General features: G+C 60.9%; 23 protein-coding genes. 11 read left to right on the top strand and 12 right to left on the bottom strand.

Features of this window, described 5'->3' with window-relative positions:
- Positions 1-2: 2 nt before the first annotated feature.
- The 5 genes from Q5Y75_RS02180 to glnE form a co-directional block, all read right to left on the bottom strand.
- Entirely contained in the window at positions 3-551 is a 549-nt protein-coding gene (locus Q5Y75_RS02180) for an RSP_2648 family PIN domain-containing protein (RefSeq protein WP_306193864.1), read from the bottom strand.
- The gene (locus Q5Y75_RS02175; RefSeq protein ID WP_306193862.1) at positions 548-1,759 is read right to left on the bottom strand and encodes an RSP_2647 family RNA methyltransferase; all 1,212 of its coding nucleotides are present in this window, start codon (positions 1,757-1,759) and stop codon (positions 548-550) included. The genes Q5Y75_RS02180 and Q5Y75_RS02175 overlap by 4 nt, the downstream gene beginning before the upstream one ends.
- Before the next feature lie 38 nt (positions 1,760-1,797).
- Positions 1,798-2,508: a DUF6778 family protein gene (locus Q5Y75_RS02170; RefSeq protein ID WP_306193860.1), complete on the bottom strand. Its 711-nt coding sequence runs from the start codon at positions 2,506-2,508 to the stop codon at positions 1,798-1,800.
- Between the two features lie 176 nt (positions 2,509-2,684).
- Entirely contained in the window at positions 2,685-2,960 is a 276-nt protein-coding gene (locus tag Q5Y75_RS02165; RefSeq protein ID WP_306193858.1) for a hypothetical protein, read from the bottom strand.
- Positions 2,944-5,742: a bifunctional [glutamate--ammonia ligase]-adenylyl-L-tyrosine phosphorylase/[glutamate--ammonia-ligase] adenylyltransferase gene (gene glnE, locus Q5Y75_RS02160; protein ID WP_306193857.1), complete on the bottom strand. Its 2,799-nt coding sequence runs from the start codon at positions 5,740-5,742 to the stop codon at positions 2,944-2,946. The genes Q5Y75_RS02165 and glnE overlap by 17 nt, the downstream gene beginning before the upstream one ends.
- Before the next feature lie 147 nt (positions 5,743-5,889).
- Here glnE and Q5Y75_RS02155 point away from each other — a divergent pair, with 147 nt between their 5' ends.
- The 5 genes from Q5Y75_RS02155 to Q5Y75_RS02135 all read left to right on the top strand — a co-directional run bounded on the left by Q5Y75_RS02155 (position 5,890) and on the right by Q5Y75_RS02135 (position 9,766).
- On the top strand, positions 5,890-6,327 hold the full coding sequence (locus tag Q5Y75_RS02155; protein ID WP_306193856.1) for a DUF2852 domain-containing protein: 438 nt from the start codon (positions 5,890-5,892) through the stop codon (positions 6,325-6,327).
- A gap of 78 nt (positions 6,328-6,405) precedes the next feature.
- Complete coding sequence (locus tag Q5Y75_RS02150; RefSeq protein WP_306193854.1) at positions 6,406-6,843, top strand: RDD family protein; 438 nt, start codon at positions 6,406-6,408, stop codon at positions 6,841-6,843.
- A 74-nt stretch (positions 6,844-6,917) separates the two neighbouring features.
- Positions 6,918-7,739 (top strand): arginyltransferase, encoded by an 822-nt coding sequence (locus Q5Y75_RS02145; protein ID WP_306193853.1) that lies wholly within the window; start codon positions 6,918-6,920, stop codon positions 7,737-7,739.
- A 4-nt stretch (positions 7,740-7,743) separates the two neighbouring features.
- Positions 7,744-8,133, top strand: coding sequence for a VOC family protein (locus Q5Y75_RS02140; RefSeq protein ID WP_306193852.1), 390 nt, complete (start codon positions 7,744-7,746; stop codon positions 8,131-8,133).
- 274 nt (positions 8,134-8,407) lie between these two features.
- Positions 8,408-9,766: a dicarboxylate/amino acid:cation symporter gene (locus Q5Y75_RS02135; RefSeq protein WP_306193851.1), complete on the top strand. Its 1,359-nt coding sequence runs from the start codon at positions 8,408-8,410 to the stop codon at positions 9,764-9,766.
- A gap of 54 nt (positions 9,767-9,820) precedes the next feature.
- Here the strand turns inward: Q5Y75_RS02135 and Q5Y75_RS02130 are convergent, their stop codons facing one another.
- The 3 genes from Q5Y75_RS02130 to Q5Y75_RS02120 form a co-directional block, all read right to left on the bottom strand.
- On the bottom strand, positions 9,821-12,175 hold the full coding sequence (locus tag Q5Y75_RS02130; protein ID WP_306193850.1) for a TRAP transporter large permease: 2,355 nt from the start codon (positions 12,173-12,175) through the stop codon (positions 9,821-9,823).
- A gap of 17 nt (positions 12,176-12,192) precedes the next feature.
- Entirely contained in the window at positions 12,193-13,128 is a 936-nt protein-coding gene (locus Q5Y75_RS02125; RefSeq protein ID WP_306193849.1) for a TRAP transporter small permease subunit, read from the bottom strand.
- A 105-nt stretch (positions 13,129-13,233) separates the two neighbouring features.
- Complete coding sequence (locus Q5Y75_RS02120) at positions 13,234-14,319, bottom strand: TRAP transporter substrate-binding protein (RefSeq protein ID WP_306193848.1); 1,086 nt, start codon at positions 14,317-14,319, stop codon at positions 13,234-13,236.
- 249 nt (positions 14,320-14,568) lie between these two features.
- On the opposite strand from Q5Y75_RS02120, the gene Q5Y75_RS02115 reads away from it, so the two are divergent.
- The 3 genes from Q5Y75_RS02115 to Q5Y75_RS02105 all read left to right on the top strand — a co-directional run bounded on the left by Q5Y75_RS02115 (position 14,569) and on the right by Q5Y75_RS02105 (position 17,307).
- A complete protein-coding gene (locus Q5Y75_RS02115) occupies positions 14,569-16,005 on the top strand; it encodes a cache domain-containing protein (protein WP_306195670.1) in 1,437 nt (478 codons plus the stop codon).
- A complete protein-coding gene (locus Q5Y75_RS02110; RefSeq protein WP_306193847.1) occupies positions 16,002-16,649 on the top strand; it encodes a response regulator transcription factor in 648 nt (215 codons plus the stop codon). Before Q5Y75_RS02115 ends, Q5Y75_RS02110 begins: the two co-directional genes overlap by 4 nt.
- Positions 16,650-16,884: 235 nt before the next feature.
- Complete coding sequence (locus tag Q5Y75_RS02105; RefSeq protein ID WP_306195668.1) at positions 16,885-17,307, top strand: VOC family protein; 423 nt, start codon at positions 16,885-16,887, stop codon at positions 17,305-17,307.
- A 293-nt stretch (positions 17,308-17,600) separates the two neighbouring features.
- Here Q5Y75_RS02105 and Q5Y75_RS02100 read toward each other — a convergent pair whose 3' ends face one another.
- Positions 17,601-18,032, bottom strand: a complete 432-nt coding sequence (locus tag Q5Y75_RS02100) for a hypothetical protein (protein ID WP_306193846.1) — start codon at positions 18,030-18,032, stop codon at positions 17,601-17,603.
- Positions 18,033-18,236: 204 nt separating this feature from the next.
- On the bottom strand, positions 18,237-19,085 hold the full coding sequence (locus Q5Y75_RS02095; RefSeq protein ID WP_306195666.1) for a HalD/BesD family halogenase: 849 nt from the start codon (positions 19,083-19,085) through the stop codon (positions 18,237-18,239).
- Between the two features lie 401 nt (positions 19,086-19,486).
- On the opposite strand from Q5Y75_RS02095, the gene Q5Y75_RS02090 reads away from it, so the two are divergent.
- From Q5Y75_RS02090 to Q5Y75_RS02080, 3 genes are all read left to right on the top strand, one after another.
- Positions 19,487-21,238: an acetolactate synthase 3 large subunit gene (locus Q5Y75_RS02090; RefSeq protein ID WP_306193845.1), complete on the top strand. Its 1,752-nt coding sequence runs from the start codon at positions 19,487-19,489 to the stop codon at positions 21,236-21,238.
- A gap of 75 nt (positions 21,239-21,313) precedes the next feature.
- Positions 21,314-21,874 carry an acetolactate synthase small subunit gene (gene ilvN / locus Q5Y75_RS02085; protein WP_306193843.1) on the top strand — a complete coding sequence of 187 codons (561 nt, stop codon included), beginning with the start codon at positions 21,314-21,316 and terminating at the stop codon, positions 21,872-21,874.
- Positions 21,875-22,148: 274 nt separating this feature from the next.
- Complete coding sequence (locus Q5Y75_RS02080) at positions 22,149-22,916, top strand: helix-turn-helix domain-containing protein (RefSeq protein ID WP_306193841.1); 768 nt, start codon at positions 22,149-22,151, stop codon at positions 22,914-22,916.
- On the opposite strand, the gene Q5Y75_RS02075 is transcribed toward Q5Y75_RS02080, so the two are convergent.
- Positions 22,901-23,704: a DUF2189 domain-containing protein gene (locus Q5Y75_RS02075; RefSeq protein WP_306193838.1), complete on the bottom strand. Its 804-nt coding sequence runs from the start codon at positions 23,702-23,704 to the stop codon at positions 22,901-22,903. The genes Q5Y75_RS02080 and Q5Y75_RS02075 overlap by 16 nt on opposite strands.
- A 286-nt stretch (positions 23,705-23,990) precedes the next feature.
- A complete protein-coding gene (locus Q5Y75_RS02070; RefSeq protein ID WP_306193837.1) occupies positions 23,991-26,069 on the bottom strand; it encodes a calcium-binding protein in 2,079 nt (692 codons plus the stop codon).
- Positions 26,070-26,072 lie beyond the last annotated feature (3 nt).

Genomic DNA, 26,072 nt, shown 5'->3' with positions numbered 1-26,072 from the left:
CGTCAGGTGATCCCGGCAAGCGCTTTGGCCAGCCGTGGCAGGCGCGCTTTCTTCAAGAGCGGTCGCATCTGCCATTCCCCTTCCGACAGCCCCCGCGCCTTTTCCAGAACCGTGCGGCCCACGGCCTCGATGCCAGTCGGATCCTGCAGCCAGAACTGGTAGAGCAGCCCGTCGGGGTCGATGCGGGTCAGCCCTTCTTCGGAGAGGATATTGCGGGGAAAATCCTTGGCGTTGAGCGTGATGATCGTGTCCGCCGATCCTGCAATCGCCGTGGCCAGCACGTGGATATCCGCCGGATCGGGCAGCCAGAGCCGCGCCTCGATCCCCGGCGCTTGCGCCACCCGCGCCTTGGGCCATGCCGCACTCATCAGGGCGGCCTCGGCGCGGGCCTGCGCCTCGCCTTCCGGTCCCAGCCGGGCGGCGGCGCGCGCCCATTCCTCCAGAATGCGGTCCGACCATTGCGGTTCAAAATGCCCCTGCTCTGCGGCGCCCAGCAGCATCTCGCGCATGATCGTGGGGAAGATCACGCAGGTGTCGAGAACCGCCCTCACAGCCGGAAAAACAGCGCCTTGAGGTAGCCGCTTTCGGCAAGTTGCGGCATCAGCGGATGGTCCGGCCCGGCAAAGCCCGTATGGATCAGCTGCACCTGCCGGCCCGCCCGCCCGATCCCGCGCGCCGAGGCGCTGCGGAAGCGCGACAGATCCGCCGCATGCGAGCAGGAACACAGGCCCAAATAGCCGCCGGGTTTGACCAGTGGGGCCGCCAGCCGCGCCACCCGTTCATAGGCGCGCAGACCGGCCTCAAGCACCTGTTTGTTCGGCGCGAAGGCGGGCGGGTCGCAGATCACTACGTCAAAGCGGCGGGCTTCTTCGCCCAAGGCGGCCAGCACCTCGAACGCGTCACCCTGACGGGTGGAGAAACGGTCGGCGAAGCCAGAGGCCTCTGCCCCCTGCCCGGCCAGCGCCAATGCAGCGACTGATCCGTCGACCGACAGCGCGTCCCCAGCGCCGCTCGCCAACATGGCTAAGGCAAAGCCACCGACATGGGAAAACACATCCAACACCTGCGCGCCGGGCTGGACCAGCCTTGCGGCAAAGGCGTGGTTGGGGCGTTGATCGTAGAACAACCCGGTTTTCTGCCCGCCGGTCAGATCCGCCAGATAGGTTGCGCCATTCATCGGCACCGGCACCGGCGCGGCGGGTTCGGTTCCACGCAGCACCGCGCTGGCATCATCTAGCCCCTCAAGCGCGCGGGTTCGGCCCGAGCCGTTCTTGAGCACACTCCGCACCCCGGTCACGGAGATCAGCGCCTCGGTCAGCACCTCCAGATGCGCTTCGGCCCAGGCGGCGTTGGGCTGGATCACGCAGGTCTCGCCGAACCGGTCGATGATCACACCGGGGAACCCGTCCGCCTCGGCATGCACCAACCGGTAGAACGGCGCATCGAACAGGCGGTCCCGAAGGGCCAACGCGCGGGTGAGGCGCAACTCAAACCAGCTCTGATCCAGTACCGCGTCAGGCGCGGCATCCAGCACGCGACAGATGATCTTGGAGGCAGGGTTTACCGAGACCAACCCCAGCGGCGCGCGGCCCTCATCCTCCAGCACCGCCAGGGTACCGGCGGCGAGTTTCTTGGTGCGGCGGTCGGTCACCAGTTCATTGGCGTAGACCCAGGGAAAGCCATGCCGGATGGCGCGGGCATTGGCCTTGGGTTTCAGGCGGACACGGGGGCGGTCGGAAAGCAAAGAGGGCGCTGTCATGGCGCCCTCTTACGTGCATCGCTGCGCGAGTGAAAGCCTCAGAGATTGTTCAGCAGTTGGAAGACACCAAGTTTTGCGTTCTGATAGCCCTCAGGGCTGGTCAGTTCCTGCCGGATCACGTCGCTCAGATGCTCGGAAATCCGCGCTTTTTGGGTCACGCCAAGCGCCTCGGCATTGACGGCTTGCTGGCCGCCATAAGCCTCCAGATCGGCGCGGATGCGGCGCTGGGGCACCACCATCGCGGCGGTTTCTGGATCCCTAAGCGTCAGATCAAAGGTGATCGCATGCACGCCGCCGGTGGTATAGCGTGCCTTTTCGGTGATCGCATGAAAGCGCACCAGTTCGACCTCGACATCGACCTTCCCCGGTCCTTCCAGCGGGGTGACGCCATGCATCAGCGCATCCTGCATGATCTTCTGCACCTGCGCGTGCCGGTCCCCGATCGGGTCCTCGCGCCATACGATATCGCCAAAGGGCAGATATCTGTTGCGCTCTGACACTTTCAGCGACCGGGGCACGCGCACCTGCACCGCATGAACCGACACCGGAGAGGCGATGGCCGCCACCGGGTCATCCTGTTCCTCGTCGGCCGGGCGTTCGACCACTTGTCGATCCACCACCGCTTCGGGGGTCGAGATGACGGTGGTGGCACCCGCGCCATCCTGTGGCAGCACCGAGGTTTCAATCAAAGGCACCTGGTCGATGCCGGTGTGCCGACTGGGAATGTCGGACGTGCTGCAGGCAGTCATGCCCGCGCCTAAACCGATTAACACCACTGCTCGCATGGAATTCATTGTCCCTGCTCCTTATGCGTATTGGGGCCTCTTTACGAAACCCGGGTCATGCGGAGCATGTTCTCGGCGAATTGCGGCAGCTATGGGACGATTTGCAACCAGAGCGGAAATTGTCGCGCAGGTGTGGCCAATCAGCCGCGCTCGCGCGAGCGCCAGCCACCCCGGCGTCTGGGGTTCTGGGCCGCCTTCAGCCCCTGCGCCAGCACTTCGGTCATCGGGTGATCGGGGGTCTCGGCCCCAAACCTGTCATGTAGCGTGCGCAGCGCGGTGTTCTGGTCGACCTCCGCCGGCAGGCTCAGCGCCCAGTCCAGAAAGATGCTGCGGCATTCCGGTGGGGTGATCCCGTCGATGCGATAGGCTTCCCGTATCAGCCCCTTGGGGTCCAGAGGATCACTGCCGCGTGCCATCTGCGCTTTCCCTCACTGCTGCCGAGATGATCCCGGCATTTGTTTCATAAGCTGCCGCCAGCGCGGCCTGCAACGCATCGATCCGGTCGATCCCGCTGCTGCGGCACAGGAAGGCCACGCCGCCCTCGCCGATCGTGCCGCTTTCGATCGCCGTGTCCGATACCAGCAGCCGCGCTGCCGATTGTACCGATAGAAATAGCGCGTAGCTGTCCTGCAATTGCCGCGCCTCAGCGACATTCAACCACCCGGCAGCGACCGCGCCGTCCAGCCCCGCAGCCACATCGCGTTCCGGGCTGCCGGACAGCAGCGCGCCGGTCTGTGCCACCAATTCGATATCCAGCATCCGACCGGGGCCGGTCTTGGCGTCCCAGATACCCGAGGGGGTCTTGGCCGCCTCTAGTCGCTCGCGCATTTCCGAGACTTCGGCAAAGACCTTGCGGCGGTCCTGAGGCTGGCCCAGCAAGTCGCGGCGGAAGGTCTCGATATCATGACCCAGACCTTCGTTGCCCGCTACAAACCGTGCCCGTGTCAGCGCCAGATGTTCCCAGACCCAGGCCTCGTTGCGCTGGTAGTTGGTGAAACTGGCCCAGCTGGTGGCAACCGGCCCCTGATTGCCCGAGGGGCGCAGGCGCATATCGACTTCGTAAAGCCGCCCCTGCGCCATCGGCGCGGTCAATGCGGTGATCAGGGCCTGGGTCAGGCGCGCAAAATAAGTCCGTGCGGCCAATGGCTTGCGCCCGTCGGAAAACTCGACCTCCTCCGGGTCATAGATCAGGATCACGTCAAGGTCCGAGGCGGCGTTAAGCTGCCCCGCCCCCAGCGATCCCATGCCCAGAACCGCCACGCCCCGTCCCGGCGCCGACCCGTGCTTGATGGCAAAATTCTCCATCACAACGGGCAGCAGTGACAGGATCACCGCATCGGCTAGATCGGCATATTGCGCCCCGGCCGTGGCGCCGTCGATCAGACCGCGCAGGTGATGCACCCCGACCCGGAAATGCCATTCCTTCTTCCAGCGCCGAACCAGATCCAGTCGCCGTTCATAGTCACCCTCATCTGCCAGTTGGGCAGAAAGGTCAGCCTGCAGCGCCGCGCGCCCGGGCCAGTCATCGAAGAAGCTGCCGCCGATCACCGCGTCAAACACCGAGGAGTTGCGCGAGAGGTACCCGGCAAGCTCGGGCGCGGTGCCGACGATGTCGATCAGCAGGTCGATCAGATGCGGATTGGCATCGAACAGCGAAAAGAGCTGCACCCCGGCGGGTAACCCGGCCAGAAACCCGTCCAGCGCCATCAGCGCCTCTTCGGGTTTGGTGGTGCGGGCCAGACGGCTCAGCAATTCGGGGCGAAGCCGGTCGAAGATCCGCCGCGCCCGCTGCGAGCGCAAGGCGGGATAGGTCATCCAGCGCGCCAGGATCGAGGCATCAAAGGCGATCTCGGGCTGCGGCGCGGCGGCGGGGCTGGCCTCGGGGGCAAAGAAATCCTCGGTCAGTGCATGCACTTCGGCCAGACGTTCCCTCAGATCCGCGCAGAGCGCCTCTGGCGTGGTGCCCATCAGGCAGGCCACACGCGCGATCCCGTCCTCGGTCTGGGGTACCTTATGGGTCTGGTTGTCATGCACCATCTGGATGCGATGTTCGACCTCTCGATGGGCGCGATAATGCATGGTCAGCTGATCCGCCACCTCCTGCGGCACCCAGCCTTTACCAGCCAGGGCCCGCAGAGCCTCAACCGTACCGCGCAGGCGCAGATCGGGGTCGCGCCCGCCCGCGATCAACTGCCTTGTCTGGGCAAAGAACTCGATCTCCCGGATGCCGCCACGACCCAGTTTCATGTCATGCCCCGGCACCTGCAGCGCACCACCCATTCCCTTGTTCTCACGGATACGCAGACGCATGTCATGGGCGTCCTGGATGGCGGCGAAATCCAGATGCCGTCGCCACACAAAAGGCGTGAGCGTTTTCAGAAAGCGCTGCCCCGCCTCCAGATCACCGGCGCAAGCGCGCGCCTTGATATAGGCCCCGCGTTCCCATGTTCTCCCGAGGCTTTCATAATAGCGCTCCGCCGCCTCCATCGCCATACAGACCGGGGTGACTGCTGGATCGGGGCGCAGGCGCAGATCGGTGCGAAAGACGTAGCCATCAGCCGTCTTGTCGCTGAGCGTGGCGCAGAGATTGCGGGTGGCCTTCACCATGCCCTGACGCGCCTCGTAGAAATCGTTGGGGTCATAACGGGTTTCGTCAAATAGCACGATCAGATCGATATCCGAGCTGTAATTCAGCTCGTGCGCGCCCATCTTGCCCATGGCCAGCACCACCATCCCGGCAGCCGCGTGGATATCATCCTCGCTCTGGCCCGGCAGTTTGCCGCGCCGGATCAGCACCGCGATTTCGGCCCGTGCCGCGAGGCCCACCGCAAGATCGGCGAAATCGGTCAGCGCGGTTGTGACCTTTTCCAGCGGCCATGCCCCGGACAGATCCCCCAGCGCCGTCAACAATGCGATGCGCCGCTTCGCCTGACGCAAGCCCGGTTTCAACTGATCGGGCGGCAGCGCGCGGCACGCGGCCATCTCGGCCTGCATCGCGTTGTCCGGCGTACTCAAAGCCTGCGGCAGCCAATCGGCCTCTTTCTCGATCAGACCTTTGAGATAGGGGCTGCTACCGCCGGTCCCCGCGATCAGCTGCGCGTGATCGTCAGACAGGCCCGGAACCAAAGCGCGCGCCTCGGCGCCCAGATCGGGGTCGAAGGCCAGCGGCAGGCGGGTGATTTCAAGCGAACCGGTCATGCATGCACCTAGACCATTGTGGCGCCAGCAGGTCAACGCGGGCTGAATGTAAAAAAGTTTTACATCAACTCTTGCAATGCCGCGGCCCGCCCCCATCTGGTATGATGTGAAAGCGATTTACATCCCCTCGATCTGGAGAAACCAACAATGAGTATGATGACTGAACCCGCCGTTTCCCCTTCGACCCAAGGGTGGTTTCAGCGGACCGAAGCCTGGATGGACAGCAAGGGCAAAGGCGCCTGGATCGCCGCGATGGTCCTTGGGTTCATCTTCTTCTGGCCTGTCGGCCTCGCACTTCTTGCCTATATGATCTGGAGCAAACGCATGTTCAGCAAATCCTGCCGCCGCAGCGCCGCCTGGCCCCGCCACGGAATGCGCGCAATGACCCCCACCGGCAACAGCGCCTTTGATTCCTACAAGGCCGATACGCTGGCCCGTCTGGAACAGGAACAGCACGATTTCGAGGCCTTCCTGGAGCGTCTGCGCGAGGCCAAGGACAAGTCCGAGTTCGACCAGTTCATGGATGAGCGCAGCCGCGCCAACCGCGAAACCGGCACGGAAACGGACGGCGACAGCAAGGCCTGAACACTCTAGACTGCCCCCCGGCATTGACCCTGCCCCGCCTCATGGCGGGGCATCCCCATCTTATCAGACATGTAAGCCATGACCCACCTGCCCAACCCTGACTATCAGCCCGAATTCTATGCCTCGGTCCCCGCGAAGCGTTTTTTTGCCTGGGTGTTTGACAGCTTGCTGATCGTCCTGATCAGCCTGATCGCCATTCCCTTCACCGCCTTTATCGGGCTGTTCTTTTTCCCGGTGCTGTATCTGGTGATCGGCTTCGTCTACCGTACCGCCACCATTGCTTCGGGCTCATCCACCTGGGGCATGCGCTTTGTCGGGGTTGAGCTGCGCGACAGTGACGGCAGCCGCCTTGATCCTGGACAGGCGCTGGCCCATACAGCGGGCTATACGATCTCGATGGCGTTTCCGATCCTGCAGGTAATCTCGATCGTCATGATGCTGACTGGCGCGCGCGGACAAGGGTTGAGCGACACCGTGCTTGGCACGGTTGCCATCAATCGTCGTGCGATTGCCTGAGGGGTGCAATCCCTTCTTGGCGGGTCCCGAATCGGTTGCTATCATCCCGACAAGCCATTGTTTAGGGATCATTCATGCGCCACACGCTGCCGATAGCGCCTCAGTTCTACGTGACCGCCCCGCAACCCTGCCCGTATCTCGACGGGCGGATGGAGCGCAAGCTGTTCACCGCGCTGCAGGGCGAAGGCGCGGACAGCCTGAACAACGCGCTGTCGCAGCAGGGGTTTCGGCGCTCGCAGAACGTGCTCTACCGGCCCTCCTGTTCCGATTGCGCCGCCTGTCTTTCGGCCCGGATCGACGTGCGCGCGTTTGAGGCCAACAAGGGGCAGAAACGCACCCTGCGCCGTAACAACGCGCTGGAACGGCGCGCGACCTCGCCCTGGGCCACCGATGAACAATATGAGCTGTTCCGCACCTATCTCGATGCGCGCCACGCCGATGGCGGCATGGCCGATATGGATGTGTTCGAATTTGCCGCGATGATCGAGGAAACCCCGATCCGCAGCCGGGTGATCGAATATGTCGATAAGGAGAGCGGCGATCTGACCGCCGTCAGCCTGACTGACGTGCTGGAGGATGGGCTGAGCATGGTCTATTCCTTCTACGACCCGGACCAGCAGCAGAACTCGCTGGGCACCTATATGATCCTCGACCATATCGAGATCGCGCGTGGGGCAGGTCTGCCTTATGTCTATCTGGGCTATTGGGTGCCCGGCAGCCCCAAGATGGGCTACAAGGCGCGGTTTTCCGGGCTTGAAGTCTATCATCGCGGTATCTGGCAGAAGATGCGCGACCCCAAGACCTATGAGGCCGATACCCACCCGCTCTCGACCGATCCGATTGCCGAACAGGTCGCCAATATCAGCCTGCCCGACCGCTGGCCGACCCGTAAGTGACGAGATGACCCAACAGCTTTTTGCGACCACGCTGGTGGTGCCCGACTATGATGCGGCGATTGCGTTTTATGTGGGCACGCTCGGCTTTACCCTCGATCAGGATGTGGATCTGGGCGGCGGCAAGCGCTGGGTGCGGGTGACGCCGCCGGGCGGAAGTGCCGGGTCACTGTTGCTTGCCAAGGCCGATGGCCCGGAGCAGGAGGCCGCCATCGGTAACCAGACCGGCGGGCGCGTCGGGTTCTTCCTGAGCAGTGATGATTTTGCCCGCGACCATGAAGCGATGACCGCCGCCGGGGTGCTGTTCGAGGAAGACCCGCGCCATGAACCTTACGGGATCGTCGCCGTGTGGCGTGATCCCTTCGGCAACCGTTGGGATTTGATCGAGTTCAAGTGACGCCGCTAACTATCTGAAATATAATCTTTAATTTTCGGAATCGGCATTTCAGGCGGGGCCTCGCCGCCGCCATTAACACAATTTAATCAAGAAATGCCCGTTGCCGGCTTTCACGCGCTTGAATGGTGACGCTGCGTCACCAAGTATGTCGAGCTTTTGCGACGCCTATCACACATCTGAAACATTCTGGCCGGGCCCTGAGAATGGGCGCAGGCCCTGTCACTGCGGCTATAGACAGCCGCCGGTTTGCTACGGTTTTTGGAGGGTAAAGACCATGGTACATGCTACGCACCGACTGCTGTCGGCCACTTTGACGACACAGATCCTGATCGCGCTGGCTCTGGGCGCGGCTCTTGGGCTGGGTCTGAACTATCTCGCCATCCCTGCCCTGCAGGACGGGTTGGTCAACGGGCTTTTTGCGATGCTCGGCCAGATGTTCCTGAACGCGCTGCAGATGCTTGTTGTGCCGCTGGTGGTCTTCTCGCTGCTCTGCGGGGTTGTGGGAATTGGCGATATCAAGATTCTGGGCCGTGTTGGCGGGCTGACCTTCGTCACCTATCTGGCGACCACCGCGCTGGCTGTCATCACCGCGCTGGTCTTTGCCAATGTTATCGGGCCGGGCACGGGTTTTGAAAGCGTGCATCTGGCCGGTGGCAATGTGGATGTTGCCGCGCAGCTGAGCACCTGGGATATCCTGGCCAACATCGTTCCCAAGAACCCGATCAACGCGCTGGCCAATGGCGAGATGCTGCAGATCATCTTCTATGTGATGGTTGTGGGGATCGCGGTTCTGATGCTGGGCACCAAGGCAAAGAAATTTGTCGAAGGCTGCGAGTTCATGAACGAGCTGGCGATGAAGATCGTCCAGATCGTGATGGCCTTCGCCCCGATCGGCGTGTTCTGCCTGATCGCCAGAACCTTTGCGCTGGAAGGGTTCAGCCTGTTTGCGCCCGTCATCGGCTATCTGACCACGATCAGCCTGACGCTGATCTTCCATCTCTGCGTGACGCTGATGGTGCTGCTCTATGTCTGCACCGGGCTCAGCCCGCTGGCATTCCTGAAGAAAATGCGCTCGGCACAGGTCTTTGCCTTCTCGACATCCAGCTCAAACGCCACGATCCCGGCCAGCATGCAATGCGTGACGCAGCGCATCGGCGTGGATCGCTCGGTGGCCTCGTTCGGCATCCCGCTGGGCGCGACGATCAACATGGACGGCACCGCGATCATGCATGGGGTGGCAACGGTCTTTCTGGCCAATGCCTATGGCATGGAACTGGGTTTGGGCGGCTATATGACCGTGATCTCGATCTCGGTTCTGGCCTCGATCGGCACGGCGGGCGTACCGGGTGTTGGCATCGTGATGCTGGCCATGGTTCTGAACCAGCTTGGCATGCCGCTGGAAGGGATCGCCATCATCCTCGCCGTGGACCGGATCGTCGACATGATGCGGACCGTGGTGAACATCACCGGCGACGCGGTTGTGACCACGATTGTCGGGCAGCGGGTCGGCAAACTGGACCGCGCCGTGTTCGACGACCCCCATGCGGGTACGTTCGATCCAAGCGGGCTGGAGATCGACCACGAAGCGGAACGCGCCTTCGAGAGCATCACGCATCAAAAAGGCACCGTCTGACCAAAGAAAAAAGGAGGCCGGTTTCGGCCTCCTTTTACATCTTCGACAAGCGGATCAGTTCGGGATCAAATCCGGTACGATCGTCACAATGGCCGGGAAGAACCACAGGATCGCGATCCCCACCACCTGGATGATCACGAACGGAATGATCCCGCGATAGATATGGCCTGTCGTCACCTCTTTCGGGGCCACCCCGCGCAGGTAGAACAGCGCAAAGCCGAAGGGAGGCGTCAGGAATGAGGTCTGCAGGTTCACCGCCACCATGATCGTCACCCATTTCGGATCAAACGACCCGCCATAGATCACCGGCCCCACGATGGGGATCACGATGTAGATGATCTCAAGGAAATCCAGCACGAAACCCAGCACGAACAGAACCAGCATCACGATCAGGAAGACCGTGAATTCATTGTCAAAGCTCTTCAGGAATTGCTGGATATAGTGCTCGCCCCCGAAAGAGATCACCACCAGGTTCAGCAGTTGCGAGCCGATCAGGATGGTGAACACCATCGAGGTCACCTTGGCCGTCTCGCGCACCACTGGGGTTAGAACCCCGCCCGCAAACAGCACCCAGCACCCAAAAAGCAGCCCGAACAGCGCATAGAGATAGGCGGCATAGGCCAGGAAGAAGGCGACCCAGCTTTCGACGCTGACGCTGCTCTGATTGATGCGCAGGTCGAAATTCACGCCGATCAGAACGCAGATGATGATGGCGAAGGTCGACCAGATGATCACCATGCCGGACCGGCCCTGATCCTGCAGTTTGCGATAGGCCGCCAGCATGATCGCCCCGCCTGCACCCAGCGCCGCCGCCGGTGTCGGGTTCGTTATGCCGCCCAGAATGGAGCCCAGCACCGCAACAATCAGTACCAGCGGCGGGAAGACCACCCGGATCAACTCGTTGCGCGCGGCACGGATCGCGGCCTCGCGACAGCCATAGAGCGCCAACAGCAGCGGCAAGGCCATGATGAGTACCGTAGCCCCTGATGAGGTGACCGGTGAAATGAACAGCACATCCACCAGAACGATCAGCAGCAATCCGATGGCCCCGGCGATCAGCGGTCTGACATCGCGCGAGGGTGCGACGCCACGGCCCAGCATCAGGGTCAGGCCCAACAGCACGATGATGACCGCCATGCCGTTTCCGATGGGTGCCGCTGCATCGATCTTGGCCTGCTGGGCTGCCGCGAACTCCTCTTCGCTCAGACGCTGGCTTTCGGTGACGCCCCCGGCCTCGTTGATGGCGGCCTGCTCGGCCACCGCCGCGTCCCAGGCCTGTTGCCCATGCAATTCGATCATCGAGGCCTGGCATTGCTCCGAGACATTGGTGCGCAGGCTGGCACCCTCGCCGATATCCGAAAAGGCCGAAACCGTGGTGCTCTGCGATCCGATGATACCCGCGCTGGACAGCAGGATCACACCGGCAATCAGCGCCAGGGGCGCACCCAGGAACCAGGTCAGCCCCTCGCCGCGGGTAATCGGCTCGTTACCGGCATCCCCCATTGGCACCGCCGGTGCCTTGTCCGGGTTCAACATGGCGTAACCAAAAGCGTAGAGCGCATAGAGCAGTGCCAGCATGATGCCCGGCAGCAAGGCCGCCTGGAACAGCGTGCCGACCGAAACCACCGCAGGCTCGCCCAGATAGGTCAGCGCATCGGTACAGCCCGCCGCCACGGCACGGCTTTCCTGCGCGGCGGAATAAAGATCGCCCGCAAGCGTGCCCAGCAGAACGATCACGATCGAAGGCGGAATGATCTGCCCCAGCGTGCCCGAGGCGGCGATCACACCGGTTGCCAGTTCCGGCGAATAGTTGTTGCGCAGCATCGTGGGCAGCGCCAGCAGCCCCATGGTCACCACCGTCGCGCCGACGATACCGGTCGAGGCGGCCAGAAAGGCGCCCACGACCACAATCGACACGGCCAGACCACCGGGCAGCGGACCAAAGACCCGCGCCATGGTGGTCAGCAGATCATTGGCGATCTTCGAGCGTTCCAGCGTGATGCCCATCAGCACAAACATCAGCACCGCCAGCAGGGTCTCGATGGATTGCCCGGCCAGCACGCGCTCGTTGATGCGGTTGACGATAAAGGACACGTTGCGGTCCAGCGCGGTTTCCCAGCCATTCACAAAGACCGGCTCGTCAATGCGAGGCAGGTCGGGAAAGCGGAAGACCGACACGGTATCGGGATGCACCCCGGAACTGATCAGGTCGCGATACATCACCGATGAGGTGTCGATCGCCTGATGGATCAGCAACCCGGCACTGTCCAGCGCGGCGATGATCCCGAACGAGATGATACCGGCCCCGCCGATGGCAAAGGCCACCGGAAAGCCCGACAGGATACTGCCAAAGAGGCAGAAAAAGACGATGATCAGGCCGATTTCGACGCCATCAAGACCGAATAGCATGGTTCAGATTCTCACTCTCAATGGACGCCTTCAAAGGCTTCTTCGCCCTCGCCAAGCGTATCCTTGTCGAGGTATTTGTTCTCGCTGTCCTGCCCTTCGACGAATTCCAGCCAGGAGCGGTAGAAAAAGGCGACGGCCTGGATAAAGACCAGCCCGGCAAACGCCACCAGCAGGATCTTGAACAGGAAATAGGCCGAGAAACCGCTGGGGCTGAAACCGATGGTCTCGACGTTCCAGCGCAGCGCGCGCGACTTGGTCAGCAAGCGCTCCAGCGTGTCGCTGGCCGAGGGTTTCGGCACGATCAGGTGCCGCCACAGGAAGTACCAGCCATACATCCAGGTCATCACTGCAATCGGCACCATGAAGAACAGCGATCCGAACATGTCGATCACCTTCTTGGTGCGGAACCGGACCGCCGAATAGATCAGATCGACCCGCACATGTCCGCCCTGCACAAAGGTGTAGGTCACGCAGAGGGCCACGATCAGCGCGTTATAGAGCTTTAGCTGTTCGGCATACCAGCTGATGTCAAACTGCATCGGAATGCCAAAACCCACAATGATATCCGGGCGCGTGAAAATCCGCTGCATGAACACGATGATGATCTGCTGCAGCACCATCAGCAGCCCGGCCCAGGCAAAAAAGCGCCCCACCGTGTTGGCGAACCCTTCCATCACCCGCACACAGCCCCACATGAAGGGACGGTGCCAGATGCCGATCGCGGTCATCACCAGCACCAGCGCGGTAACGGCAAAGAAGAACTCGACCGAGCCGCCATAGTAGACAAAGCGCATCACCGCCTCTTTGTCCGACCAGTTCAGCCAGAGCATCGGGTGCGTGATGGCATAACCTATGTTGTAAAAGGCCTCGGCCAGGTTTTGCAGCACCCAGAGCACACCGTTTCCGATTGCGGAAAATGCCGACCCGAGACTTGCGGATTTGACGTCCTGCATGTTGTCCCCCGATACGTCCATTGCCGGATAGCTTGCCCCGGCAACGTCGTTGGATCAAAAGGAAAAGCCCCGTCTTGCGGGGCCTTTCCCGAATGTGGCTGCGACTTAGCCGCCCAGCACGCGCACGCGCTGTTCGACATAGAAGGCGTCGGACTTGCTGAGCCAGCCCGAGGATTCAGCCATCGAGGCTTCATAGCTGGCGCGGATTTTCGCGAACAGCTCGTCATCCATGTACTCGTCCAGCACTTCTTTGGAGGCCGAACCAAAGCCGTCCCAGACATCATCGGGGAATTGCAGCGTCTTGACGCCCTGCGCCTGCAGGCGCGCCAGTGCTGCACCGTTGCCAGCCAGCGTCTGCGCCAGCTGCCAGTAGGTCGTGGCATAAGAGGCTTGCGTCATGATTGAGCGCTGCTGATCGGTCAGGTCGTTCCAGACATCCAGGTTGACCGACGCGGCCAGCGCCGAGCCCGGCTCATGGAAACCGGCGGTGTAGTAGACCTTGGCAACCTCCTGGAAACCAGCGCGTTCATCGGCCAGCGGACCAACCCATTCCAGACCGTCCAGCGCGCCCGAAGACAGCGCCTGATAGAGTTCGCCACCGGGGATGTTCTGCACCGATGCGCCCAGCTTGGTCAGCACCTGGCCGCCCAGACCCGGCATCCGGAATTTCAGACCCTTGAAGTCGTCGACGCTGTTGATCTCCTTGCGGAACCAGCCGCCTGACTGGGACCCCGAGTTGCCTGCGATCAGGCCCTTGAGGTTAAAGATCGACCCCAGCTCGTCATGCAGCTCCTGACCGCCGCCATGCAGGTACCAGTTGGTGACCTCCTGCGCGGTACCGCCGAAGGGAACCGAGGTGAAATAGGCATAGCCCGGATGCTGACCGACGAAATAGTAATCCGCCGAGTGGTACATGTCGGCCTGACCCGACGACACCGCGTCAAACACTTCCAGTGCGCCCACCAGTTCGCCCGGTGCTTTCTTTTCAATGGTCAACTGACCGTCGGACAGCTCGGACACGGTCTTTTCCATGTAGCTGGCGGCATCGTCCAGCACGGCAAAGCCACGCGGCCACGAGGTGACCATGGTCAGTGTGCGCTTGCCCTGTGCATAGGCCGGTGCAGCCAGCGACGTGGCCGCGGCAGCCGCGCCACCAGCGGTCGATGCCTTCAGAAATGAACGGCGATCCATTACGGTATTCCTCCCAAACAAGTTCTTGTCTGCCCGCGCGGGGCAGAATGTTTCCGTGGCGCCACAGTAACCAAGACGTGAGGCAAGGAAATACCCATGACTGCGTAGATGACCGGTCTTGCCGCAAAAAAAATTCCCCGACGATGGCGGGCAACCATGGACTTGCGGAGCTCAATCCCTGTCGCCATCCGGGTGATACGCGACTCATGGGCTTTGCATCCTGGCTGATTCTTGCCTATCGATTCGGACATGCAATGGCTGCGCACGCTCTTTCGCCCCAACTATGCCCAGAAGCTGTCTCTGCTGGCGACGCTGCCGCTGATCGCGGCCGTGGCGGCGATCGCGCTTCTGGTGTCCTATCAGTCGCGCAGGCTGGCCGAACGCGAAATCGCGCAGCTGGAACATGAGCTGATCGAGGCCAAGAAGGCAGAGCTGCGCAACTACGTCACTCAGGCGCGCAACGGGTTCTACTTCATCTACGGTTCAGCCGCCCCCGACGATCAGGAGGCCAAGGATCAGGTCGCGCAGATTCTGTCGGCCATGATCTTTGGCGATGAGGGGTTCTTTTTTGTCTATGATTATGACGGCAACAACCTGGTCAGCCCGCGCCAGACCGACATGATCAACCGCAACTGGATCGGCCTGTCCGACAGCGAAGGCACACCGGTGGTGGACGAGTTGATCCGCATCGCCCGACAGGGCGCGGGCTATCACACCTATCTGTGGCCGAAACCCTCAACCGGCGAGGAGGCTCGGATGATCACCTATGTCACCTCGTTCCCCAGCTGGCGCTGGGCCGTGGGCACCGGGGTATTCATCGACGACGTTCTGGCCTCGGTCGCCGCCGCCCGTGCCCAGGTCGAGAACCGCGCCCGCCGCACCTTCTACTATATTGGCGGCATCGCCCTGATCGCGCTGCTGGTGGTGTTTCTCAGCGGCATGGTCATCAACATCCGCGAGCGCAGGCTGGCGGATGCCAAGCTCAAGGAACTGACCCAGCGGGTCTTTGACGCGCAGGAGGAAGAACGCGGTCGCGTGGCGCGCGAATTACATGACGGGATCAGTCAGATCCTGGTGGGCGTGCGCTATGCGCTGGACAATGCAAGACGGCGGCTGATGCGCGGCGATGGTGACGGCGCGGCGGCACCGCTAGAGAAAGGCCTCGACAATCTGAGCACCGCGATCACCGAAGTGCGCCGGATCAGCCGCGATCTGCGCCCCGGCGTGCTGGACGATCTGGGCCTTGGCCCCGCGCTCAAGGCGCTGACGGATGATTTCAGGGAACGCACCGGGATCGAGACCGGGTTTTCCACCGTGGTCTTCCGCAACCGTCTGGATCAGGACAGCAAGATTGCGCTCTACCGGATCGCGCAGGAGGCGCTGACCAATATCGAACGTCACGCGGGTGCCACCAGGGTCAGTATCGATCTGCGCGGCCACAAGAAGGGGGCCACCATGCGGATCACGGATAACGGCAAGGGCCTGCCGGCCGATACCGCCAGCCCGGGTGCCGGGCTGGGCCTGCGCAACATGCAGGAACGGATCGAACAGCTTGACGGCACCTTGCGCATCCTGTCATCACGCGGCCCAGGCAGCGGCACCGTGATCGAGATCGATCTGCCGTTGAGCCACCTGCTGCCGCCCGAAGACGAGGGCGCACCGAAGCGAAGAAGTGTGAATACATGAGCGATACGCCCATCCGCGTCCTGATCGTTGACGATCACCCGATGGTTGCCGAAGGCATCCAGTCCATCCTGGAAAGCTATGACGATATCGCGGTGGTCGGCACGCTGAACAACGGACAAGAGGCGGTGGACCGCGCGCTGGCGCTGCAACCGGACGTGATCCTGATGGACCTGAACATGCCCGGTGTGGGCGGGCTCAGCGCCACCGAAATCCTGCTGGAACGCGCGCCCGGCACGCGCATCCTGATCCTGTCGATGCATGATAGTTCCGAATATATCTCCACCGCGCTCAGCCATGGCGCGATGGGCTATGTGCTGAAAGACGTGCCCACGGACGAGATCAAGCAGGCCATCGACGCGGTGATGCGCGGCGAGCGCTATCTCTGCACCGGTGCCAGCGGCTCGCTGGAGCCCAAGGATGGCGAGACCCGCGAGGCACTGACGGGCCGCGAACAGACGATCCTGCTGCAACTGGCGCAGGGCAGATCCAACAAGGAGGTCGCCATCGCGCTGGATATCTCGGTCCGCACGGTCGAAACCCACCGCAAGAATATCAAGCGCAAGCTGGGCATATCCTCAACCGCAGGCCTCACCCGCTATGCGCTGGAACATGGGGTATTGCAGGGGACGGGCGGGCGGTTCTAAACTCCATGGAATGATCACAAAAGGTCAACCCTGGTGGTTGCTGCATTAGAGATGCAACCATCCGAAAATATAACATCTTCTCCAGACTTTCGCACCTTTCACAGTCTTAAGATAGCCTATCACTTCTCTGCGGGTTTGCTGGTCCCGTCCAGTGTCTAGAGCGGCACACCAATAGACAGCTCGTTACCTCTAGGGTAGCGGTTTTTAACGCAACGATGCGTAGTTTGGAGCTACCATACCTTATAAACCTAAAATACGCGGCATATGTGAAACTGTCCTTTATACGGACAGTGTTGAAGCGAGTTTGGGTTTTTATGCCCATGTCTTAAACCTTCAGTTGATGATGCAAACAGACACGATGCTGGCATTTGACGCGGGAACAAGCCAAGCTTTGCTGATATTCGATCGCGGTTTTGCATCACAGGATCACGAGCTTTATGGCGGTTTCATTCCAGGTCACAGAGCTGATGGCCCAGCTCACATGGCTTTCCATATCTCCGTGCGAGAGTTTGACGACTGGAAAAGTTACCTTCTATCACGAAAGGTAGCGATCACCGGAGAGGTTACTTTTCCCAGTGGCGGAAGAAGCCTGTATTTTGACGATCCATCCGGAAACGTCATAGAGCTTGCCACGCCAGGGCATTGGCCCAACTTCTAAATCTCCAACAACTGTAGTCCCAAGACGGCTTGAGACATAAAGTTGATGGGCTTCTCGGTGGAGCCTCTGGGTGCTGCTCAGCTATCCAACTCGATCTTGTCAGAAATCTCACTGGCTTTTCATTTGTTTGGTATGGGAAGAAAGCACTGTATCAAGGCCGCAGGCCGCCGCGCATCGCCGGGCCGCCCCCTGGCACGGCGCACAAAGACGCTAGTTTAGCCTCGATCCCGGTCCCACTGAATTTATGTGATGCCAGTATCGAAATCGGCATCGACCTAGCGGCAACTCTTGGTTCAGTAGGTCGAATACCGGAAATTCACCACGGCGTCGTTCTGGATTGCGCAATGGGCCTTGATGGTGCTGCGCTGATCGTTGCTGTCCTTGGACCGGGCCACCTCCAGGTCAATCAGGTCGATCCCGTCCGCATTGGTCTCGTAAGACAGGGTTTGCTCGAAATCCACGGCGTAATAGCCCTGGTTGGACATCGCGGTTTTGGTGCGGTGCATGCACAGGCCGATGGCGTTCTCCTCCGGAGAAACGCCGGGATGTTTCTGATACGGTGCCCCGTGCTTGTGGTGGTGATGCGCGATCGAGGCCCCCAGCACGCCAAGCGCGACCCCTGCGATAAGCGCGCCGGTATCCTTGGCCTGAACCGGGCTCGCCGTCAGGCTGGAAAGCGCAATCGCGGCGCAAACGGCTCCTGTAAAGATGATCTTGGAGTGCATCGGGTCCTGTCCTTGTCTCGTCCATTGGGGTGAAGCGTGATCAGATGACGATCCCGAAAAGCCTAGCCCAAGGGTCGTGCCCATTGCCAGCGTTGAGTTCCCTTGCCGCCGTCAGTCATGGCTCGTCCGAGACCAGTACCCGGTCACGGCGGCGGATTCTCAGAAAACGATCGCAGACGCGCGCGCAGGAATGCCCGGCGGACCTCAATCCAGCAACTGGTCTTCGCGCCGCCCCGCGCGCTCGATATGATGCGGCAAGACGCGGCCATAGAGCTGGCGCGTGCGCTCGACCCCGCCGCACATGCCTTCGACCTCAACGAAGGAGAAGATGCCCACATAGCGCTTCCGGTCGCCCTCGACCCCGGTCACGCGATGCAGGGAATGGCGGCCCCGGAATATCTGCAGGTCGCCGGGTTGCAATTCCAGCTGCCGGACATGGCGCCGATCTCCGTCCAGCACCCGCGCAACCCCGGCGAAATTCTCGTCACTCGGACTGCGCAGGTTGGGGACATATTCAAACGCACCGCCCCCCTCGCCGTTCTGGATCGCCAGCGTGACGGTGTAGGTGTTGGTGTCAAAATGCCAGGGAAACCCCTGCCCCTTCTCGACCACGTTTACGATCACATCCGCCAGCGGGTCGTCATAGCGAAAAAACCGGCTCTCGGGCTCGCCCAGAACCTCGCGGATGAATGGCAGAAAACCGGGATGCGCATAGATCGTCCTGAGCGGGCCGGTCTGTGCAAAATTATCCGCCGGAACAAACGCGTTGGAGCGCTCAAAGAAGCGCCGCACCGGATGCGCTGCGGGCAGCTGCGGGTTGTCCTTGGTGAAATAGGCATTGGTGCGGTTGAAGGATCGATGCGCCGCGCCCGCTGCGCCATCCGCCTCTGCCACCAGCGCCGCGACGCCCCGGGCATGGGCAAAACCAGGCAAAACGGCGCAGCCATCCTCGGCCAGTTCCTCCTGCAGGTCCAGTTTCAATCGCCGCAGCGCCGCGCTGTCAGGGCAATCCACCGGGTATCGACCCAGATCGACTATCTCATGCAGGTCCATCGCCGCCTCCATCCTCATCGCTGAGATTGAGCGTGACACCGCGACTCGCCCGGCTCTTGCCTGTTTCAGACAGCGCGATGCCGGTTTTGGCCACCCTGCCACTGCAGGACGGCCCGCCGGTTTGCGTGAAATGTCCGACAGAGGGGCGATGACGCAATAAAATGTCGAAAAACCGGTTTTGACCGCATGATTTTCATCGGATTGCCTGTTGACGCCCCCGACAAGCGCACATAATGTCCGGTCGCAGTTAAAGGAGCCTCGGGATCATGACGACCCTAGTAGTCATCGTAGGACACGCGCGCATGGGCCGGTAACGGTAGACCATAATCGACCCCATGCGCCTCCGAACCTTCGGGGGCTTTTTTTATGCTGACACGGATGTCGCCAATGGAGCAAAGCAGATGACACGTGAGATGACCGGCGCAAAGATGGTTGTGCAAGCCCTCAAGGATCAGGGCGTGGACACGGTATTCGGGTATCCCGGTGGCGCCGTGCTGCCGATCTATGACGAGATCTTCCTGCAAAACGACATTCGCCACATTCTGGTCCGTCACGAACAGGGCGCGGTCCACGCCGCCGAAGGCTATTCGCGTGCCACCGGCAAGCCCGGCGTGGCGCTGGTGACCTCCGGACCCGGAGCAACAAACGCCGTGACCGGGCTGACCGATGCCTTGATGGATTCGATCCCGATCGTCGTGCTGACCGGCCAAGTGCCCACCTTCATGATCGGCTCGGACGCGTTTCAGGAGGCCGACACGGTTGGCATCACCCGCCCCTGCACCAAGCATAACTGGCTGGTCAAGGACACGGACGCGCTCTCAAAAACCATTCATGAGGCGTTCCATGTCGCCACCGCCGGCCGGCCCGGCCCGGTGCTGATCGACATTCCCAAGGATGTGCAATTCGCCAGCGGCGACTATACCGGCCCACGCCCGACGGATTCGCATTACCAGCCCGCCGTCAAGGGCGACATGGAGGAAATCACCGAACTGGTCGCCGCCATCGAGACCGCCAAGAAACCGGTCTTTTACACGGGCGGCGGCGTGATCAATTCCGGCAAGGCCGCCAGCCAGTTGCTCCGCGAACTGGTCGATGCCACCGGCTTCCCCATCACCTCGACCCTGATGGGTCTGGGCGCATACCCGGCCTCGGGCGAGAACTGGATCGGGATGCTGGGCATGCATGGTCTTTATGAGGCCAACATGGCGATGCATGATTGCGACCTGATGATCAATATCGGCGCCCGCTTCGACGACCGGATCACCGGGCGCATCGACGCGTTTAGCCCGAATTCGAAAAAGGCGCATATCGATATCGACCCCTCTTCGATCAACAAGGTGATCCGCGTCGATATCCCGATCGTGGGTGATGTGGGTCATGTGCTTGAGGACATCTTGAAGGTCTGGAAGTCGCGCGGGCGCAAGACCGCCAAGGCGGATGTGGCGCAGTGGCAGAAACAGATCAGCGACTGGCGCGCGGTGAGCTGCCTTGCATACACGGCCAGCGAAACCTCGATCAAGCCGCAATACGCGCTGGAACGGCTTGAGGCGCTGACCAAGGACCACGACCGCTACGTCTGTACCGAAGTGGGCCAGCACCAGATGTGGGCGGCGCAATTCCTGGGGTTTGAGGATCCCAATCGCTGGATGACCTCCGGCGGGCTGGGCACGATGGGCTATGGCTTCCCGGCCTCGGTCGGCGTGCAGATGGCGCATCCGGATGCGCTGGTGATCAACGTGGCGGGCGAAGCCTCGTGGCTGATGAACATGCAGGAGATGGGTACCGCCGTGCAGTACCGCCTGCCAGTGAAACAGTTCATCCTGAACAACGAGCGCCTTGGCATGGTGCGCCAGTGGCAGGAATTGTTGCATGGCGAGCGCTACTCGCATTCCTGGTCAGAGGCCCTGCCCGATTTCGTCAAACTGGCTGAGGCGTTTGGCGCCAAGGGCATCCTCTGTTCCGACCCCAAGGATCTGGATGACGCGATCATGGAGATGATCAACTACGACGGCCCGGTGATCTTCGACTGTCTGGTGGAAAAGCACGAGAACTGCTTCCCGATGATCCCGTCGGGCAAGGCCCATAACGAGATGCTGTTGGGCGAAGCCGAGACACAAGGTGTGATCGACACCAAAGGGTCGGTCCTGGTGTAGCCAAATTTCTTCAAAAGAAATTTGCCAAGAATTTTTGAAAAATTCTTGGTCGCGAGACGTAAGAAAGGGACGTAAATGTCTGCCCTACAAATCAAAAAAGGCGCCACGCGCCATTCGGCCTATAACCTACGCCCGAACTTTTCGGATGTGCAGGAACGCCACACGATCGCCGTGCTGGTGGAAAACGAACCCGGTGTGCTGGCCCGCGTGATCGGGCTGTTTTCGGGGCGCGGCTATAATATCGAAAGCCTGACCGTGGCCGAGGTGGACCATGCCGGCCATCTCAGCCGCATCACCATCGTCACCACCGGCACGCCGCAGGTGATCGAGCAGATCAAGGCGCAGCTCGGCCGGATCGTATCCGTGCATGACGTGCACGACCTGACCGTCGAAGGCGCCTCGGTCGAGCGCGAATTGGCCATGCTCAAGGTTGTGGCCAGCGGCGAAAAGCGGGTCGAAGCGCTGCGGCTGGCCGATATTTTCCGCGCCAACGTGGTTGACAGCACGCTGAATTCCTTCGTGTTCGAGATCACCGGCGCGCCGGACAAGATCGACGCCTTCGCTGATCTGATGCGGCCGCTGGGCCTGTCTGAGGTTGCCCGTACCGGTGTTGCCGCCCTGATGCGCGGCGATTGATCCCGCAGGATCTACAAAAGCCACGATCCCGCATCTGTCGAATGCGGGATCACCCGCTGACCTTGTGGTTGCGAATACCGTGCATATTTCCAAGAATGTGCAACCATAACACCTCAATAGAGTTGATTTTTGACCGTTTGCAGCTACGGTGCCGCCCATGCGGCATCTCCACCGGTGCCGTTTCGTGTCATCGTTAGCTAATTCGGTCATCGGTCGGGTCTTCTGCCCGACCTTCTGGTTCTGGCCAAACTTCCTTGCTGCAACCGGATCAGAAATGCCAAGAACAAAACGGACCCAGACGCAGCTTCGCATGATTTTCGGGGATAACCTGCGCCTCCTCTCGCGCGCCTACCCGTCGATCTCTGAATTGTCGCGCCAGTTGGGCATCAACAGGACCCAGTTCAACCGGTATCTCTCGGGCGAGAGCTTTCCGCGCCCCGATGTGCTCGACCGGATCTGCGATTTCTTTGGCACCGACGCGCGTATCCTGTTGCACCCCGTCGCCGTAATTTCGCGCTCAGCGCCGCTCTTGGGCGCGGATTTTCTGCAGGGTTTCATGACGCAGGATCACGCGGCGTTGGACGAACGGGTACTGCCTTCGGGACTCTACCAGGTGACCCGCCGTCTGGGGGACGCCTCGGCCGGGTTCCTGTCCGCGCTGATCCTGATCTTCCGCGAAGTTGGCGAGGTCTTTGTCCGGGGCTATAACGCGGCGGAGGCTGGTCTGCCCCGGCACGAGTTCCGGGGCTACGCAGCCTGCCAGGATGCCGGGTTGATGCTGGTGACATCGCAACGCGGCGCGCAGGCCTGTGCGGTCACTTTCCTGTCCCCGCTGCCCGACGCAGATACCCCTGTCTGGACCGGCCACGCGATGCGCCGCCCCGCCTCCGGATGCCCGCATGTGGTTCCGGTGATCTATGAATATCTGGGCCGCGACCCCGCGCGCATCCTGCGCGCCGCGCGACAGAGCGGCGCAATCACCGCAGATCAGCTTTCTGCGCTACAAAAGGCGCATCTGCCAGAGGATCAGGCGCTGACCTGACCCGCTGAGGCCGCGCCCACCCCACCTGCGCCAGTGATCTCGCTATAGAGATGCCAGGTGGCATGACCCAGCACGGGCAAAACAATGAAGAGGCCCAGAAACCAGGGGATCATCGCCGCAAAGGTCGCGAGGGCAATGAAGGCAGCCCAGGGCAGCATTACGTTGGCGTTGGCAATCACATATTTGTAGCTTGCGATCATGGCCGAGACGAAATCCAGCTCCCGATCCAGCAGCATTGGGATGGACAATACGGTGAGCATATAAAGGAGCAGCGAAAACAGCCCGCCGACAAGTGTTCCCATCGCCAGCATGACGATCCCGTTCAGGGTCAGAAACACCTCCATCGAGGATGAGATGTTGGTCATCGTCGTCAACCCGAGGAAGAGGGCAAAGATCATGTGTCCGATGAAGAACCAGAACAGGAAGACCACAACAATGATGGCGCAGATCGATGGCATCTGACGGCGGCCCTGCCCAAGCATGACGCCGAAGATTTCTCCGGGGTTAAGCGGCTCCCCTTCCTGAAGCCGCCGCGACACCTCATAGAGTTGCACAACCGCAAATGGACCGATCATCGGAAAGCTGATGGCGGCCAGGATCAGCCAGAACGTGCTCCCGGTCTGCAAGGTGATCCAGACGAACAGCCAACCGCCAAGAATGAAAAACGCTGCGATCAGGAGGCCGAAGAGCGGCGCCTTGCGATAATCCTGCCACCCGTTTCGCAAGGCCCGTTTGATCATATCGACACTTGCAGGCCCCAGGGGCGGCACGCCAAACTCCTTCTCCACCGGATTTCTCCTCCTTGCCGGGTATGTCGCGGTCTCCGTGCAAAGAGCCTAGTCGTGGTATCATGGGAAAAAAAGATGCATCGCGGAGGCGACTTTCGCACTCCGAACCATATCGCCAGACGTATCGATCACAGGCCCGGGAGAGAGCAAAACCGGTGTGCTCTATCCACCTGTCAATTCTGGTGGCTGTGGCAAGGCAGACGCGGGCCCGCGTCTGTCCATAGCACGGTCTTGGCAGCAGGCCAGCCGATGGGGCGGGACCGTCTTGTCCGGCCCCGCCAGTGCCCTACACGAACAGGAAATCCGCCCCGGTCAAAACCAGCCCAGCCTCATCCAGCAAGCGGATCGAGCCATTGTCGTGCTGGATCAGCAAGTCATTGCCGCTATTCGTGATCGTCAAGCCGCCAAAGCCACCGGCCTGACCGACGATCTCCATGCGATCCAGCTCGTCCTCGAACCCTTTGATCGTATCCGCCCCCGACATGGGGCCAAATCGGAATATGTCGGCACCAGGCCCACCATCAAGATGATCGTTCCCTCTGCCCCCTTCAAGCCGGTCTGCCCCGCCACTTCCAAAGAGGCGGTCGCCGCCATCGCCACCAACCAGGGTGTCGGCACCCAAATTGCCGACCAGCTGATCATTTCCAGCGCCACCGACCAGGCGATCATTTCCGTTTCCGCCGGTAAGCGAGTCATTTCCGGCGTTCCCGAACAGAGTGTCGTTCTGATTGCCTCCCAGAAGCTTGTCAGCGCCATCACCACCAATCAGGCGGTCATTGCCATTGTCCCCGATCAGATTGTCATTGCCTTGAAGCCCATTCAGCGTGTCATTCCCCGCTAGGCCCCGCAGTTCGTTGGCCCGATGATCCCCGGTCAACAAGTCGCCCCGGGTTCCGCCCCAGATATTTTCGATGCCAATCGCCTGCACATAGCCCAGGCTCGGATCGGACACGTTCTGCCAGGCACCATCCAGGTTCAGTCCGAACGTCACGCTTTTTGTGAACGGGCCGAACCGGATCGTGTCGATCCCCGATCCACCATTGACGCTCACACCGTTGTCCTCGCTCATTTCATTGACGACGATGGTGTCATTTCCGTTTCCAAGACGCACCAGCCCGCCGCCAACAGAGCCCATCCTTACAAAGTCGTTTCCGTCGCGCGTCGAGATCAGTTCGACCCAGCCACTGCCTGTTTCGACCGTATCATTCGCTTCACTGAGCTTGATCACCCCAGCGCCCTCGTCACCAAGGGTCAATTTGGTTTTCTGATTGTCCCCAACTTCGACATAAGAAATATACCCCTCTGCCGTGATCGTCTGGGTCTGAGCGGTTTCGGCGTGCATCACGATACGTCCAGCGCCACCGGACCCGATATTCACAGTGTTCGAGCTTTCCCAGCTTGATATGTAGTTGAACCAGCGCTCGTCGGTGTCGAGCGTCATGCTGGCCTCATTTATTTCCAGAATTTCGATACGGCTGTTGCCTGATGCCGTAATTTTTGCGTTCTGCGTATCATAGAGATTCAGATAGCGGATCTGGCTGCTGCCGTTAAGGTTAATCATCAAGCCATCTGTCTCGGAAAGCTGCAATTTGTCGATCCGGCCGTTCCCGTTCAGGGTAAACTTGTTGGTCGTCCCCTCCCCGCCAAGTTTTGCATTTTCGATCCGGGCGTTTCCGGAAACATTGACCGTGTTGTTGCCATCAAAGGAATCCAGCAGGAAAACGCGCGCATTGTTGGTCAGTTTGAATGTGTTGCTGCCCAGATAAGCCTGCGCCGTGATCACCCGGCTCTCGCCCGAGATTTCGAGCAGATCGACGCCGCGGCTGAGATCGACATATTCCACCCGACCGTCCAGAATCTTGACCTGATCATTTTGCCGGCCCGCGCTGATACGCCCGACATCCCCATTCACCGTGATCTTGTCTTTGCCACCCGTCTCGATCTGCCCGACCCATCCGGAACCGGTGGTTATATGATTGGCATCGGCATAAAGCGTGATGCTGTTGGTCGAGGCGCTGCCCAGCTTTATGTCGTGCAAATTGCCATCGCTGCCTTCGATGTGTTTTATGCGCGTCGAAATCAGATCGACATCCGAATTCTGGCCCAGCCTCACCCACGAGATGTTCCGTCCATCCGCACCATTCAGGTCCTGAATATTGGTAAATTCGGTATTCGAGGAAAATCGCAGCGCATCTATCGTCCAGTTTGACCCGGTCAATCTCGTGTTCATGGTCGAGATTTGGTTGCTTGTGGGATCGCTCATCCAAAGAATGTCGATATACTCGTTGTCGAACCATGAAACAGTGCTGCCATCTGGACGCGTAACATCCAACGCATTGTTGACGGTCGTATTGTATGTGGGCATTGT

Origin of the sequence: Ruegeria discodermiae (assembly GCF_030758345.1) — a bacterium.
Taxonomy (GTDB): Bacteria; Pseudomonadota; Alphaproteobacteria; order Rhodobacterales; family Rhodobacteraceae; genus Ruegeria_C.
Note: the sequence above shows the minus strand (reverse complement) of the source record. Positions and strands in the feature narration are given on the sequence as shown.

Excerpts from the sequence above, each read along its gene's own strand:
- glnE (WP_306193857.1), bottom strand. The coding sequence starts at position 5,742 with ATGACCGGTTCGCTTGAAATCACCCGCCTGCCGCTGGCCTTCGACCCC.
- Q5Y75_RS02100 (WP_306193846.1), bottom strand. The coding sequence starts at position 18,032 with ATGCACTCCAAGATCATCTTTACAGGAGCCGTTTGCGCCGCGATTGCG.
- Q5Y75_RS02175 (WP_306193862.1), bottom strand. The coding sequence starts at position 1,759 with ATGACAGCGCCCTCTTTGCTTTCCGACCGCCCCCGTGTCCGCCTGAAA.
- Q5Y75_RS02130 (WP_306193850.1), bottom strand. The coding sequence starts at position 12,175 with ATGCTATTCGGTCTTGATGGCGTCGAAATCGGCCTGATCATCGTCTTT.
- ilvN (WP_306193843.1), top strand. The coding sequence starts at position 21,314 with ATGTCTGCCCTACAAATCAAAAAAGGCGCCACGCGCCATTCGGCCTAT.
- Q5Y75_RS02125 (WP_306193849.1), bottom strand. The coding sequence starts at position 13,128 with ATGCAGGACGTCAAATCCGCAAGTCTCGGGTCGGCATTTTCCGCAATC.
- Q5Y75_RS02120 (WP_306193848.1), bottom strand. The coding sequence starts at position 14,319 with ATGGATCGCCGTTCATTTCTGAAGGCATCGACCGCTGGTGGCGCGGCT.
- Q5Y75_RS02150 (WP_306193854.1), top strand. The coding sequence starts at position 6,406 with ATGACCCACCTGCCCAACCCTGACTATCAGCCCGAATTCTATGCCTCG.
- Q5Y75_RS02145 (WP_306193853.1), top strand. The coding sequence starts at position 6,918 with ATGCGCCACACGCTGCCGATAGCGCCTCAGTTCTACGTGACCGCCCCG.
- Q5Y75_RS02070 (WP_306193837.1), bottom strand. The coding sequence starts at position 26,069 with ATGCCCACATACAATACGACCGTCAACAATGCGTTGGATGTTACGCGT.
- Q5Y75_RS02165 (WP_306193858.1), bottom strand. The coding sequence starts at position 2,960 with ATGGCACGCGGCAGTGATCCTCTGGACCCCAAGGGGCTGATACGGGAA.
- Q5Y75_RS02140 (WP_306193852.1), top strand. The coding sequence starts at position 7,744 with ATGACCCAACAGCTTTTTGCGACCACGCTGGTGGTGCCCGACTATGAT.
- Q5Y75_RS02135 (WP_306193851.1), top strand. The coding sequence starts at position 8,408 with ATGGTACATGCTACGCACCGACTGCTGTCGGCCACTTTGACGACACAG.
- Q5Y75_RS02080 (WP_306193841.1), top strand. The coding sequence starts at position 22,149 with ATGCCAAGAACAAAACGGACCCAGACGCAGCTTCGCATGATTTTCGGG.
- Q5Y75_RS02110 (WP_306193847.1), top strand. The coding sequence starts at position 16,002 with ATGAGCGATACGCCCATCCGCGTCCTGATCGTTGACGATCACCCGATG.
- Q5Y75_RS02115 (WP_306195670.1), top strand. The coding sequence starts at position 14,569 with ATGCAATGGCTGCGCACGCTCTTTCGCCCCAACTATGCCCAGAAGCTG.
- Q5Y75_RS02155 (WP_306193856.1), top strand. The coding sequence starts at position 5,890 with ATGAGTATGATGACTGAACCCGCCGTTTCCCCTTCGACCCAAGGGTGG.
- Q5Y75_RS02095 (WP_306195666.1), bottom strand. The coding sequence starts at position 19,085 with ATGGACCTGCATGAGATAGTCGATCTGGGTCGATACCCGGTGGATTGC.
- Q5Y75_RS02090 (WP_306193845.1), top strand. The coding sequence starts at position 19,487 with ATGACACGTGAGATGACCGGCGCAAAGATGGTTGTGCAAGCCCTCAAG.
- Q5Y75_RS02170 (WP_306193860.1), bottom strand. The coding sequence starts at position 2,508 with ATGACTGCCTGCAGCACGTCCGACATTCCCAGTCGGCACACCGGCATC.